The following is a 14,413-nucleotide window of genomic DNA, read 5'->3' as shown; positions in this document are numbered from 1 at the left end:
GCGTTTCCAGAGAGGAAGGAAGCCATCCCGGTTCCTGTAGCCGAACCGATAGCGAGGTAGCGTGGGCAGTTGAGGGTTCCGCCGGTTTGAACGAGACTGCCGTAGCTGCCGCCGAAACCAACGCGGATGCCTGCGGGGCTTGGTTCATAGGCCTGGAATGTTCCACCATCCAAACGGAATTCCGCATAGGCATTCGAGCCGTTACCAACCGTGAAGTAGGCACCGTTGCTGCCACTGGTAACCATACCGCTGGTTTGATGGAAGATCGAAACGGAGTCCGTGGCGTTACCGATCAGAGCGCTGCCGGTGTAGGTCAGCGATCCGGAGCTGTTCATTTCGAAGACCGTTTTTGCGCCGGTTTCGTTAGACATCAGCAAGCCTCCATTTCCTGTGCTGCTGGCGGTTCCTGAAAAGATCAGTGAACCAGCGCGGACGTTGGTTTTACCGGTGAAAGTATTCTGGCCGGTGAGTTCGAGAATTCCGTCGCCACCTTTGCGGATTTCCGGCGTCCCGGTGATGACTGAGCCAATTGTTGCATCGTAATTGGTATTGATCACACCGGAACTGACGGAAATTGAACCGCCAGAGAGACTATATCCTGCGGCATCAAATTCGAGAAGGGAGGCGGCAACCGCGCCATCGATAGTCACTGCCTTCGTCTCACCTTGTTCACCAAAAATCGCATCGACATCATCAATCCAGACCGATGCTTCATCGGCATACCAGTTTTTCAACCCGTCATTCCAGACCGAGCTCTTGTCGCCGATCCAATCGAGCGAGGTGATGGCCATTTCCTCAGGCACCACCGTTGGCAATGGGACATCAAGTGTTGCAATCTTACGACCGACCGGGGTCGGATAATTGGTTTGAACCCGGTCAATCACTTCCCAAGTTTCACCATCTGAGCTTCCTTCGAGAGTCCAGCGCTGCGGATCTCGGTCCACTGCATCATTAGCCGTGTAGAAACGATAGCCATCGATGGTCACAGGAGTCGGGAAAGTAAAGACAAGTGGCCCGCTCTCTGCCTGATACCACTTCGTCGCGACATCTCCATCCACCAGATTATCAGGACCTTCTGCCTCAGGCGTTTCCGCACCGCCATTATCGACCGTGACGCCATCGAGACTGACCGGGACTCCGTCTAACAAAAAGTTGAACTCAGACATCTGAACACTCTGGGAGAAACGATCTCTCAGACGAGTTGGAGTAAAGCGGTAGTATTGATACGTGGATTCTTTGCCTTCAACCGGAGTTGCCGTGAAAGTGGTGGTGTCAGATTCGGCATCATAAACGGTTTCGACCGGAGAGAGTGCGTAAAACCACGATGCATCCAGCAAGTCGGTTTGATCGCCAGAAAGCACGATTTGTCCTCCTTGAAAGGCGAACTGCGGTGATGCACCGTTTCCGATCACAATCGAGCCGGCAGTCAGTTTTCCACCCGACATCTGGTAACATCCACGGCCAGTGCTGGCACGCGCGATGGTCAGGTTGCTGGTGCCCAGGTCGATCTCGCCACCAGTTTGATTCACTGTCCCGTTGATGGCTCCATCCGAAATCCACAATGCTCCATTATTCGTCGCGATGGTGCCACCATTCATTTGAAGCAATCCATCCCCTGCGCCACCTACAATGAATGCGCCGTTGTCAGGAATATTGGTCATGTTGACCGCGCCTCCATTCACTTCCATCAAAGAATTTACGTTTGTGGCACCAACTCGCCCGACGACAAAATAAAGTAAATTATCAGCATTTAACGTCCCCGAATCAATTCGGAGTATGCTGTTGGTGGAGGTATAAAACCTGCGAGTTGAGGAGCCGGAAAAATTAGCAGTCCCACCATCAATGTGAAATAAATCTCCATTGCTCTGCAGCCCGATATGAATTTGTTTCGCGACAGCAGTCGAGGTTGTATAAACGGTCAAATCCCCACCGGTTAATTCATAAACTCCTTTGGAGCCCGTCGCGTTGGATAGATACCAGCCATCGGTCGTGTTAGACGTTACTGATCCACCCGTCTGGATGAACGTCCCTTCGTTGTCCATTGCCAGAGAAAATACCGCTCCAGAATGGATCAACTGACCAGCACTGATCGAAAGTGTCGCCGCGCCAGTGCTGGCATTGGCAAAATCGAAACCCGTAACATCCAATGTGCCTCCGGACAATGTGGTGGAAGCTGCGCGCGTAAATACCTCAGAAGCAGTGGCAGTCCCTTCTGCAATCGTGATAGGATCCGTGATTGCCGGAGTGCCTGCAGGACTCCAGTTGATGCTCTCCGAATAATCCCCTTCCGCTACTGACCAGGTCCGACTAGTTTGAGCATAGCTCATTGCTGAGGTTAATACTAATCCAGGGATGATAGTTAATTGCAGAAAGCGATTCTTTGGACTCATTGATAACTCATTTTCGGGTTCGACACCTATCGATACATGCCACAAGCAATAGTAGCAGATATGCAATAATCTGATGTATCACCAAGATAGCGAAAATGTGCTCAGATAGTCTTGGCCAAATCACCAGCTCACGCTGGCTTTTCCGTCTAAAAGACGCTAATAAATCATTCTCCCAGACCCTTCGCCCAGATCCCTTGCTCAGAAAAAACGATCACCATCGGGCGACAGCAAATCTCACAATCGTAGTCCACTTCCGTCGGCATTTCATCGGGATGAGGAATCGCAACTTCGAACACTTCGAAACAGGTGGGGCATGTGACCTCTGCCAAGTCCATCTGCGAACTCTTCCACAGCCTTTTCCGGATGTCCAAATTAACTGATCCTAAATGCCTCATAAAAACATCATTGGAAATTCGAATCCATGCTGTTCTGGCTCATCACATGCTTCCCGCGTTATTCCCGAAAACCCGTATTTTGCCGCTTTTTCATCGCCCAATGCATTGGACCAGCCCGACTCTGTGTCCAACATTTGGTTAAAGCAGCGATTGTCGAAACCGCGATCCAATGACTCAAAAATCCCCCACCAAAACCAGGCAGAGCCGCGCCCAGATGGTTGCAGCTGTTGCACTCCTGACTTTTCTCCTGATTTTAATCATCAGCAACAGCCCCCGTCCCTTACCACAAGCATCATCACAGAAGCACAACAGGGAATCTGGACAACCAACGTTCACAGCAGCAACGAATTCATCCGGGCCAAATCGAGGGTTTGATTTAGCCGAAAAAGGTCGGCATGCGATTTTGATCCCAAACGACGAAATTCCTTCGTGGTATTGGATTTCATCCGCATGGCAACGAGACGAAGATCCATCCATGATGCGGTTTGCCAATTGGACGACCGATTACCTCTCTACGCCGGACGAAGCCCGGGCGGCACTTTTACCATCGGGTGTCTCATTGGCCAAGGAACGTCTCGATCGATTGGCAATAATGATTTCGGAAGACCCGAAGCGGGCATTAGCCAATGCAGTTCCCACTCAAGTTCGTGATGAATTGCCCACCATCATCACCCAGCAACTCGAGACCAGTATCGATCAATTCGGTGATCTTGAAACCGAATACCACTGCCAGGATGAAGCAACTTCCCGATGGATCGCAACGGTTGATGGCACGACCTATTCTGCCCACGTTTACGGCAGTCGCCAAAATCTGAATTATTATCTGGGTAGCTCGATTCACGGCATCGCCATAGGGAACGAACTCGCCGTGTTAGATGGTGCCCTGAATGCGACAAATCAAACCGATGGAAGCCACTTTTTGATCGGCAATGAAGTAACGAATTTGAAAACGGATACGTCTGTAGCCCAAATGGCGTCGGCATTGGCGGCAATCGATGGCTCCGATACCAATCTACAGCAAGCACTCGCTTCCAAAGGATTGGATGCAACCTACGGGGATTATATCTATGCCATGGGGGATAGTGATCTATCTGCTGCTTCGGGTTACCCCAAACGCCGCCCCGTCAGCCACACTTGTGGAGGCAAAGATGTTCTCATTCTCCGGCTTCAGGGATCGGACGGCAACTTTCCAGTCGATGAAACCGATGAGAAATTTAACACCTGGGTCACCTCTAACACCGGCTGGAACGCGCGGTTGAAACTGACAACTTATGGCAAGACCTGGTTGAACAGCGTGGACGTCACTCCGATCCTCACACTTCCCCACCCCAGCAGTTACTATGTTTATACGAGTAATGGTGAAACGGTTTACGAAAGCGGCCGTTGGGCGGACGATGGAGAAGCTGCCGCTAGGGACGCTGGCTACAATCCTGATGATTACTACTGCGTGGTTGTCGGCACCCAGAACTTCGACGGCGGCGGCATCGCCTGGGCTTCGGGAAAGCGCATCTGGGTCAATGGAGCCTACGATAATTTCGCGGCGCTGATGAATCATGAATTTGGCCACGTGCTTGGCCTTCCACACGCCAGCAGCTGGACCTGCAGTGACGGCAATCCGATTTCTCCAGACCGGGTAAATGTTGAGTATGGAGACGAAAACGACCCGATGGGAAATGGCGGCAAAACCTATCGCAATACCTACCAAGCGTATTTCAAGAATCTGCTCCAATGGATGCCAGACACCTCCGTGCAAACCATCACCGAAGATGGAATTTACACCGTCTGGCAAGATGATGGCAGCACCAGCTTTGACCGGCCCCTGGCACTCAAGCTCGGGCGAGATCATGAGATCATGTATTGGCTCTCCATACGGGGGGATATCACTCTAACAGATCGTATTTACGATCAAAGCGCCTTCAGCAGCGGGGTATCGGTCGTCGCAGTCACACCGTGGGATAACCCGCATACGTTGGACCTCAACAATCCGAACGATGGAGATCGCTCCAACACTCCACTGGCGTTGAACCAATCGTTCTACGATTCCGAGGCAGACATTACGTTCAAAACCGTTGAAGTCGGAGGTTCCAATCCGAACCGCTATGCCAAAATCCAGATCACGTTTGGCCCACTTCATCGCGGTGGTTACCGGCCTCTGGTGAGTGGCGGAGTTTATCGTTTCCGGAACCGCTACAACGGCCGCTATCTAACAGTTCCTAACAACAGCTCATCAAGTGGCACCAAGGTCCAAGCTTCCAGCCTGAATACCGGTAACAATTCGCAATTATGGGTAGCATGGAGAAATTCAGACGGCAGTTACAGCTTCAATCACCAAGGGACCGATCAATGGCTTGATGTCCAGTCGGACTCCGGTGACGACAGCGCCACAATCTGGCAATACAACTACAGCTCGACTGGTGACAATGCCCAGCGATGGAACATTTTCCAAACCGAGGATGATTCGGTATTTCTGCTTCATAGCGGAACCGAAGGACGACTCATGGAAATGGATGTGAACACCAAAGTCGTTCACCAGATGAACATGACCGGGACCGAATGGCAGCAATGGTATCCGGAAATGGCAGGCATCAGCCCGGGCACCTATCGGATCCTTCCACGCGCTGCGGAAACCCAAGCACTCCAGACACCGCCCACGTTGGAGAGCGGTGGTATCGCCTCCCGCACCAAGTGGCTTGGCTATTCCAACCAGCAATGGCAAGTAAGCAGCCTGGATAACGGCCGACTTCGTCTGAGCCCAACACACGCGCTCAACAAGGCGCTGGATGTAAGTAGCGGTCTTAGTGCCGATGGCACGCGCATCCAGGAATGGGAGTGGAACGAGTCAAACGCGCAACGGTGGTTAACCAGCAGTGTCGATGGCCAATGGCTGCGCTTTACCCCGGATTGCGCGCCTCTGGCAGCCATGCAGGCAAGCGGTTCAAATACCGATGAAGCCGTCTCGCTTTGGACGTATAGTGGCGCGGAAAACCAACAATGGCGATTTGCCGATGCCGATCCGAGTATCAGCGAAACAGCTTTCCAATTCTGGGCTCGCGCGGCTGGCTTTTCAGGCGATGCGGCGCTTCCCGAAAGCGATCCCGATGGCGATGGCACCATCAATCTCATGGAGTTTGCTCTGGCCGAAAATCCCGCTGTCGCTGAAACAAGCGAGCCGTTCACTTTGATTTCCACCTCCGAAGGGCCGGTGCTGATTGCCGCATTTCGCACCGGCGCAACCTTCTCCACTTCCACAACGGGAAACCTGAGCAGTGTGATTGATGGAATCACTTACCTCATTCAAGGATCGTTTGATCTTGTGGATTGGTCCCTGGCTCCGGTAGAAGAAGTCGAAGCTCTTCCTGCTGAGTTCGAAGGCCCGACACTCAGTGAAGGCTGGAGCTACCGCGCGTTTCGGATTAAAGAAGAGTCACCCACAGGCCGCGCATTCCTCCGCATTGTCGTATCCGAATAACCATTCCTGATCTCTCTTTCATGGCTGAAAAAACTTTATTTGAAAAAATCTGTGACAAGGAACTTCCTGCAGAATTCCTGCATGAGGATGATCTTTGCATCGCCATTCGCGATATCGCGCCACAGGCGCCGGTGCATATTCTGGTGATTCCAAGAAAGCCCATCCCACGAATTGACGCGGCCAGTGATGGAGATCGCGCGCTTCTCGCTCATCTGATGCTGACCGCCGCATCGGTTGCCCGGAGTCAAGGCTTTGCCGAGTCCGGCTATCGGATCGTGATCAATAACGGCCCAGATGGCGGCGAATCTTTTCCGCATCTTCACCTGCATGTGCTCGCGGGAAGGCAGCTTGATTGGCCACCCGGTTAGCTCATCCCATCCTCCTCTTACATACGACCCAGGATGAAATCCCTGCTTCTAACCGTTTCCCTCCTCTCTGTGCTGCCGCTGCAGTCCACCTTCGCAAGTCAACGCGTGGTGGATCGCATCGTTCTGGTTCATGGATTTCTGGGAAGATCATCTCAGATGAACCCGGTTAAAAAGCGGTTGGAGAAACTTGGATTTGAGTGCTACGCGCCCAGCCTCAAACCATCCGATGGCCGTCTCGGGCTCGAGCAATTGGCGGATCAATTGAAGGAAGATATCGACTCGGAATTCGGCGCACTGGAACCGTTCATCATCATCTCCTACAGCATGGGTGGATTGGTCAGCCGCTATTACCTGCAGAACCTCGGCGGAGCGGATCGATGCGCGGCGCTCATCACCATTTCATCGCCGCACCACGGCAGTAACGCGGCATGGTTCTATCCGAGCAAAGGAGCGGTGCAAATGCGGCCAGGAAGCCAGTTTCTCGCCGATTTGCAGGCCACGGAATCCAAGCTCGGTGAAATGCCAGTTGTCTCTTATCGAACTCCACTTGATTTGATGATCCTGCCGTCAAAAAGCTCGATCTGGGAGCGCGCGGAGAACCGTCACTACGTGGTGAGCATGCACCCGATGATGCTGCGCTCTAACAAGGTCCTAACAGACATTGAGCACCGATTGCTTCTCGGCGAGGAAGATTGATATTTCCTGTTTGGACGGGCCGCATGCGCGCGACTCACACTTCGCTTGAACCACTGTTTTGGGAGTAAATTTCGTAACGATTTACGAACGAAAAACCGTGCCGACGGCGTTAAAGCCGCAACCGTGCTTCGGGAAAGACTTTCCGGAAACACGGCGTATCGGACCCGAAACACTGATAAAACATGAAATTCCGCCACCTTATTCCAGTGGTCGCTGTTGGCCTTTCCCCATTGCATGCAGCGCCCGCAAAAGTCACCGTCGGCCAAAGCGGCGAGGACTCCGCCTTCAAGACACGTAACACTTCCCCACCGGCCAGCAACGACGCGGCCACTGATGCGACTTTCAAATTGCTCTACGGAACACCAGATCCGAACGGAGCAAAATTGGACGTCCTGCATGACGGAAAAATTCCCGGCAGTGGCGATGATCCAAAATCGAATTTCTTCCTCGCTCCTGACTCCAAGGAAGCACGGCTACTGATCGACCTTGGCAAGGAAATCGATGTCGCCAGCATCGACACTTACTCATGGCACAACGGTCCTCGCGCAGCGCAAACCTACGATGTCTATGCAGCAGACGGTAAAGCCGAAGGATTCGTCGCCGAGCCGGGCAAGGATGCGGATCTCGAAAAAAGCGGCTGGACCTTGATCGCCAACGTCGACACTTCCAAGCGCCGCCCAGGTCAACACGCTGTTGATATTTCCGGTGAGGAAAGCAAGCCGCTCGGCAACTACCGTTACGTTCTTTTCAACATCAAGGAACCCTCCACAGCGGATCGTTTCAGCGACACTTTCTTCAGTGAAATCGATGTCGTCGATGCACATGGCCCGGAACTCGTCCGCGTGGAACCGCCGAAGCGCATCACCAAGGACTTCGAATCCAAGCACGGAGATTACACTTATACTCTGGATTCCACCGAAGCGCCAGACATGGAAGAGTGGTGTGCTGAGCATTTGATTCCTGTGATGGATGAATGGTATCCAAAAATCATCGAAATGCTGCCAGTCGAAGGCGTGACTCCCGCCAAGCATATCACGTTCACCTTGAAAGAATCGACCGACCTTCCCGGCTACCTTCAAGGCGTCCCGGCGTATGCAAATGGTGACTCAGTGACGTTCAACGTTGGCTTCATGCGCAAGGAAAAGTCGGGCGAAGCCATCGGTGCCGGCATTCATGAAGTGGTCCACGTGGTTCAATTCGGCGGCAGAAGCAAGAATGGCCGTTATGCTCGCGGACGTGGCGCTCCAACATGGGTCACCGAAGGTGCTGCGGACTACATCCGCTGGTTCCTTTACGAACCTCAAGCCATGGGGGCTGAAATCACCAAGAGAAACTTCAACAACGCCAAATACGATAGCAGCTACCGGATCACCGCGAACTTCTACAAGTTTGTCATTGATAACTACGAGAAGGATTTGATGCGCAAGCTGAACCTCGCCGTGCACGAAGGTTATAAGGAAGAGCTGTGGAAAGAGTGGACCGGCAAAACCCTTCAGGAGCTCGGTGACGAGTGGAAGGAGCAGAATCGAAAAAAACTCGGCATTGAGGACTAAGACGAAAAAGTCTAACAAATCCCTTTTGCTATCCCGCTAAAAAATCAAACCGGCCCGGATCCATCAGAGATCCGGGCCGGTTCTTTTTACTCCTCAGTTCGGGGAGGAAAATCAAGGACGTTCAGGGAACGTCAGCGCGGAGGCGAACGAACTGCTTCGTGCCTGCCATCGGGATTGTCACAGTCCAAGTCTCATCACCGGTGGATGAGTCTGTATCCACTTCGATTGAGGCCCCGTTCGTATCATCTTCGATCGTGGTCCAGGTTTGCAAATCCTCACTGACTTCAACAGTGGGTTCCACTGAGGTTGCTTGGGCACTCCGTTTGAAGATATAGGTTAAGGATTCATCTCCAAGCGTGAGTTGAGGCATCTCCTCATTCGAGGTCGGAGCGGTTGGATCCGTGCCTAACAGAAACTCGACACCATTCATCACACCATCGTGATCCGGGTCTGCATCTGCGGCGCTATCCGCACCTTCCAATGAATAACCTGCAGCCCAGGATTCAAATGGAGTTTCCTCCCCTGCCACTACCAGCGCGATCTGATTGCCTTCATAGGCATAATCCACGGTATAACCTTCCGGGATGCGGAGAAGATCGACGAAATGTCCGCCCGTCAATGATCCATAGGTGGCAATGACATAAGCCGGAGCATCAGCCGTCCCGGTAATCACCATGGCATCCAGAGTGGTTTGACTGATGTCGAGGTTGCCATCGACTACCAACAAATTGGACTGGCTGCCATTGATATCAATTTCAAGGTCTCCTGAAATTACGGCATTTCCTGTCACTTGCATCGTTCCGACCGATTGCCCAGGACCGACAAAGCCTTCGACGTTGAGATTTCCATCAATCGTTCCATTCCCTTGCAACAGTCCAACGGACGAAACATGAAGTTCTGGAGTCACCAGCGTGCCATTGAAAATCAGACTCCCTTCATCAACCGAGACCCCGGCACTGAGGCTGCTTTCCCCAGTCAGGGTCAATGTCCCGGAACCGGTTTTGGAAATACTGCCATTATCATCTAACAGATTCTGGGCAATATCGACGTTGTAGGTCTGGGTATTGATCGTGACTGCACCTGCGATCGTTGCTTGATCCAGGCCTGTTAGGAAACTCAAGGAATCCGCGCCTGCCATCAGAGTTCCGCCGTTGAGATTCAGGATCGCGTCCCCAGTCGAATCCCGATGAATCCCGGTGGTGGTCATCGTGCTATTGTTCAGGGTAAACGTGGCATTTGAGGCACCAGAGTAGCCAAGCACGAGTTCGCCGAACACCACTTGTCCGCCATTTACCGTCCAGGTCGCGTCACCGCCGACGCCCATTCGGGTGGCGGAGTTATTATTCACGAACACGCCGCCGTTTTGAATCACCTCACCGGTTGATCCAACGCCAACGCCTAACGAAATGGTGCTGTTTGGGAATTGGTTGATGTTTTTTGTGAAGCTGCCGCTATCCATCAGAAAGCTGCCACTACCACCCGAAGCACCAATCACCACATCGTCACCGACCACCATTGCAGCTCCTGAAGTCGAGTTCAGCGAACCGAGGTGATAAGATCCCGTTGAGCCTTCAGTGCCAATTTTCAGACCGCCCAATCCGTTAAGGAAGCCACCCTGCTCGACCGCCTCGCCGGTTTCTCCCGATGCGCCACCTATGATAAGTGCTTGCCCTGCGGGAATCGTGATCATGCCATTTACCAGATCAAGTTTCGCCAAGTAATCCTTGGAGCTGATACTCAGCCCGGTGCCAGCCGTGATGATTGCGTTATCCAATTGATAAACCGCATCTCCCACGCCGGTATCGCCGGTTATGGCTCCGATTCGAAATCCGGTATTAACCGTCAAACCACCGCCCCCGGCCGTGTGGATCATGGTGCCCGAAGTGATCTGCAGGCCATTGATGGTCTGGGTAGACGAAAGTCGCAAAGTTCCTGCATTGTTCAGGATCGCGTTGTCGGCAGCTCCCGGGACCACACCGCCGGCCCAATTGCCAGAATCCGCAAAGACACCATCCGTAGCGGACCAGGTAATGTCGGCAGCAGATAAGGTCATGCTAGCCAGGGCGGAAAAGGAAATCACCGCCCATATCGTGGAATGGCGTGATGAAGAAAAAGGAGAATAGGGAAAGTTCATGATAGCAATGAAAGGAAAATACGAATTCCTGAGAATCGCCGGTTATAGAGAATGCCAGCACCCAGCCACCGCGCTGGGACGAAGCTGGGAAGATTTGTGACGAAACCGCCATTTCGCGAAAGCGGCCGATCAGCCCGCAGTCATCCGCTCCTGCAGCTCACGCAGCGGAATCGTCATGTCCAAGCGGCTGCCGGATTTTAAAATCACCCGGTAATTCCCAGCTCCCGTGGCACGCAGTTCGCGAATCCGCGAAAGATTCAGAATCACCGATCGACTGATGCGCATGAAACCCGAATCCGCCAACTTTTCAGCCATCGAGACCATCGTCTCGCGGACGATGTGCCGATCCGCCCCGCAATGCAGGACCAGGTAATTGCCAGCCGATTCGACGTGATCAATTTCCGTAGCCGGCACAAAAAGAATGCGATCGGCAGTTTTCACCAAAACCCGCGCCTCCTCTCCCGGCGGACGCAGGTGCGCCATGAGACGTGCCAATCCCGGGTCAGGCCCGCTCCTGATCTGCGAACGGGCACGCGCCACCGCATCTTTGAACCGCGCTCCGCTGAAGGGCTTCAGCAGATAATCCACCGCGCTCACCTCAAAGGCACGCACCGCATGATTGTCGTAGGCCGTGGTGAAAATCACTGCCGGCATCTGGGCGGAGGTGATCGCCTCCAGCACTTCAAAGCCATTCAAGCGCGGCATCTGGATATCCAGGAAAAGCAGATCTGGCCGATGGCGTTCAATCGCTTCCAAGGCCGCCACTCCGTCGCCGGCTTCATCCACCACTTGGATGTCCGGCTCCGACTCTAACAAACTGGCCACCCTTTCGCGGGCCAGTGATTCGTCGTCTATGATGAGGCATCGGATCGGATTCATTCGGTATGAGCAACTAGCCTGGCGGGCAACCTAATCATCATGCGCACGCCGCCGCCAGACGGTTTTTCAATGCGGAATTCGTGCCGTCCTGGATGCAAAGCACTGAGTCGTTCGCGCACGCTTTTCAAGCCGATCCCTGAACCGGAACCAGCGCCGCTTTTCCCGAATCCAACTCCATCATCCTCAATGGCGATCATCAGCATCTCCTCTTCCAGCGAGGCCAAAATCCGAACCTCCCCGCCCTCAAGCCGCGGCTCGATCCCATGATGAATCGCATTTTCGATGAGTGGCTGGATCAGCAAGGCTGGCACCAAAATGTCCAAGGTTTCAGGAGCAACGGATCGCTTGACCCGCAACCGGCTGCCGAAACGCATGCGTTGGATTCCGAGGTAGCGGTCGGTAAAATGGAGCTCCTCTCGCAACGGAATCTCCGATTTACGTTCGCCATCCAGAGCAATCCGCAGGAGTTCGCTCAAGGAGGTCACCATCTCCTCCGCCGCATCTGGATTTTTACGCACCAGCATCGCAATCCCATTCAGGGTGTTGAACAGGAAATGCGGCTGGAGCTGCGCCTGCAACGCGAGCGCCCTTGCCTGAGCATTGCGCAAGAGGAGTAACGCCGACCGTTCATTTTCTTTACGGGCCGTTCGAAAAAACGTCCACGCGTGAGAAAATCCGACCAGCGCGACGAAGATAAATCCATCGAGAAAACCGATGAACGAACTCGGCGCCGAGGGAAGTCCTGCAAGTGCGGCTTCGGATCGACTGGCGATTTGCGCCCAGTTTCGCTCGATCCGCTTTTTCATATCTTCGCGGTCGACAATCACCCCGGGCAGGCGCCGCGGATCCACCTCGGGCGGAAGCCCGAATGCTTCCGGAATATCCGCCTGGGGATCTCTGCCAATCGCTTTGGTCAAAGGGATGCCAAACTCGCCGCCCGGCGTTTTATCCAATCCCGGCGGAAACCAGGTTTCGATTGCCGGCGTGGGTGCCACAATCGGTTGCCGTCTCGCCGCGCGATCCTGAAACAACGAGCAAAACACCACGAAGCTCGTTCCACCCAGAAGCAAAATGATGGAGTGAGCGTAGCGTTTTTTGCCGAACAACGGGAAACGATCGGCCAGCCACAACACAAATGGTGCCAATAGAACCGCAGGAACCCATGGCAACAATTCCTGCTGCAGCGCGACCCGAAACGCAGTGTGATCCATCGAGCTGCCGGATTCCAATGGATTCAAATCGACGAAAATAACGCGACTCGTCAGTTCCCGGAACAAAAACCACCACACCACCCAGGCTCCAAACAGCGCCCAACTGAGAAAAAGCGACACGATGACCGCGCGCCTCAGCAAGGTTTCTCTAGAACTGTCTGATGATTCGAGTGACATGGGATTTACTAACTCATCCGCCCGGCTGAGTGGCTTGCATGACTTCAGGACTTAGCGACGAAACTGACACAAGCCACGTAAAATTCGCATTCGCCCATCCCATCCTAGCCCGCCTTCATCCCACCCAGCACCACTGCCGCCCCATGGTATTTGATCTGCGGCAGCTCCGCAGACCATCGATACAAAAAGCTAACTCATTCATATGAATCGACTTCAACAACTGACTGCCATCGTCCTGTTTGCCAGTGCATCCTGCCTATCCGCCGGTGAATCCCTCTGGGAAACCAATTTTGCCACCGCAAAATCCCGCGCGGCAGAGGAGAAAAAAGACATGCTGCTCGATTTCACCGGAAGTGACTGGTGCGCCTGGTGCATCAAACTGAGAAAAGAAGTTTTCAATCAACCTGGTTTCACCGAAGCCGCGCCGCAGAACTACGTTTTGGTCGAACTGGATTACCCGAATGATAAATCCAAGCAATCCGCCGAGGAGCAAAGTCAAAATAAGGACCTGTTAGAAACCTATCCGATTACCGGCTATCCGACGGTGTTGCTTTGCGATGCGAGCGGCAAACCCTATGCCTCAACCGGTTATATGGAAGGCGGCCCGGAGGCTTATCTCCCGAATCTCAGCAAGCTTCAAAAACACAAACAGGAGCGGAACGAGGCATTTGCGAAAGCAGAGGACCTGCAAGGTCTGGCCAAAGCGAAACAATTGATCGCCGGATTGGAGCTTCTTGAGCTGCCCCCAGCGATCGTCAGCGCCGCCTATCCCGAGGTGATGGCAAGCATCGAAGCTGCGGATCCAGAGGATGTCACCGGTTTTGCTTCAGCGGCAAAAGCGCAGCAACAATTGCAGGATTTCCTTATGAACCTCGGCGAGCTCCGCTCAAAAGGCGACATGGAAGCGACTCTAAAATACATCGATGGCAAACTCGCAGACAGCTCGATCAAAGGCGATCTGCGCCAGCAAATCTACGGTCACAAAGCAGGAACTCTCGCTTACGCGAACCGGAAACCTGAAGCCATCAAGGTTCTGGAAACCGCGATCAAAGAGGCACCCGAAGGTTCCCACACCGAGGAGCTCAAGCAATTCATCGACATCCTGCAAAAGGAAATCGACCGCACGAAAGAATCGGAATAA

General features: G+C 53.4%; 10 protein-coding genes. 5 read left to right on the top strand and 5 right to left on the bottom strand.

Annotated features, from left to right (window positions below; genetic code table 11):
* Both JIN85_RS16815 and JIN85_RS22325 read right to left on the bottom strand, forming a co-directional pair.
* A partial coding sequence (locus JIN85_RS16815; RefSeq protein ID WP_200272954.1) for a discoidin domain-containing protein occupies nucleotides 1-2,327 on the bottom strand: 2,327 nt, incomplete at its 3' end.
* Between the two features lie 227 nt (nucleotides 2,328-2,554).
* Nucleotides 2,555-2,725, bottom strand: a complete 171-nt coding sequence (locus JIN85_RS22325; RefSeq protein ID WP_200272952.1) for a zinc ribbon domain-containing protein — start codon at nucleotides 2,723-2,725, stop codon at nucleotides 2,555-2,557.
* A gap of 535 nt (nucleotides 2,726-3,260) precedes the next feature.
* On the opposite strand from JIN85_RS22325, the gene JIN85_RS16805 reads away from it, so the two are divergent.
* The 4 genes from JIN85_RS16805 to JIN85_RS16790 all read left to right on the top strand — a co-directional run bounded on the left by JIN85_RS16805 (nucleotide 3,261) and on the right by JIN85_RS16790 (nucleotide 8,871).
* Entirely contained in the window at nucleotides 3,261-6,254 is a 2,994-nt protein-coding gene (locus JIN85_RS16805) for an RICIN domain-containing protein (protein ID WP_200272949.1), read from the top strand.
* Between the two features lie 20 nt (nucleotides 6,255-6,274).
* Entirely contained in the window at nucleotides 6,275-6,622 is a 348-nt protein-coding gene (locus JIN85_RS16800; RefSeq protein ID WP_200272947.1) for a histidine triad nucleotide-binding protein, read from the top strand.
* Between the two features lie 33 nt (nucleotides 6,623-6,655).
* On the top strand, nucleotides 6,656-7,318 hold the full coding sequence (locus tag JIN85_RS16795) for an esterase/lipase family protein (RefSeq protein ID WP_200272945.1): 663 nt from the start codon (nucleotides 6,656-6,658) through the stop codon (nucleotides 7,316-7,318).
* A gap of 182 nt (nucleotides 7,319-7,500) precedes the next feature.
* Nucleotides 7,501-8,871, top strand: a complete 1,371-nt coding sequence (locus JIN85_RS16790) for a basic secretory protein-like protein (RefSeq protein WP_200272943.1) — start codon at nucleotides 7,501-7,503, stop codon at nucleotides 8,869-8,871.
* Between the two features lie 121 nt (nucleotides 8,872-8,992).
* Here the strand turns inward: JIN85_RS16790 and JIN85_RS16785 are convergent, their stop codons facing one another.
* The 3 genes from JIN85_RS16785 to JIN85_RS16775 form a co-directional block, all read right to left on the bottom strand.
* A complete protein-coding gene (locus tag JIN85_RS16785; protein ID WP_200272940.1) occupies nucleotides 8,993-11,005 on the bottom strand; it encodes an autotransporter outer membrane beta-barrel domain-containing protein in 2,013 nt (670 codons plus the stop codon).
* A gap of 129 nt (nucleotides 11,006-11,134) precedes the next feature.
* A complete protein-coding gene (locus tag JIN85_RS16780; protein ID WP_200272938.1) occupies nucleotides 11,135-11,884 on the bottom strand; it encodes a LytR/AlgR family response regulator transcription factor in 750 nt (249 codons plus the stop codon).
* Nucleotides 11,881-13,272 carry a sensor histidine kinase gene (locus JIN85_RS16775; RefSeq protein WP_200272936.1) on the bottom strand — a complete coding sequence of 464 codons (1,392 nt, stop codon included), beginning with the start codon at nucleotides 13,270-13,272 and terminating at the stop codon, nucleotides 11,881-11,883. The genes JIN85_RS16780 and JIN85_RS16775 overlap by 4 nt, the downstream gene beginning before the upstream one ends.
* Before the next feature lie 202 nt (nucleotides 13,273-13,474).
* On the opposite strand from JIN85_RS16775, the gene JIN85_RS16770 reads away from it, so the two are divergent.
* Nucleotides 13,475-14,413, top strand: coding sequence for a thioredoxin family protein (locus JIN85_RS16770; RefSeq protein WP_200272934.1), 939 nt, complete (start codon nucleotides 13,475-13,477; stop codon nucleotides 14,411-14,413).

The organism is Luteolibacter pohnpeiensis (assembly GCF_016595435.1).
Taxonomy (GTDB): Bacteria; Verrucomicrobiota; Verrucomicrobiia; order Verrucomicrobiales; family Akkermansiaceae; genus Luteolibacter; species Luteolibacter pohnpeiensis.
Note: the sequence above shows the minus strand (reverse complement) of the source record. Positions and strands in the feature narration are given on the sequence as shown.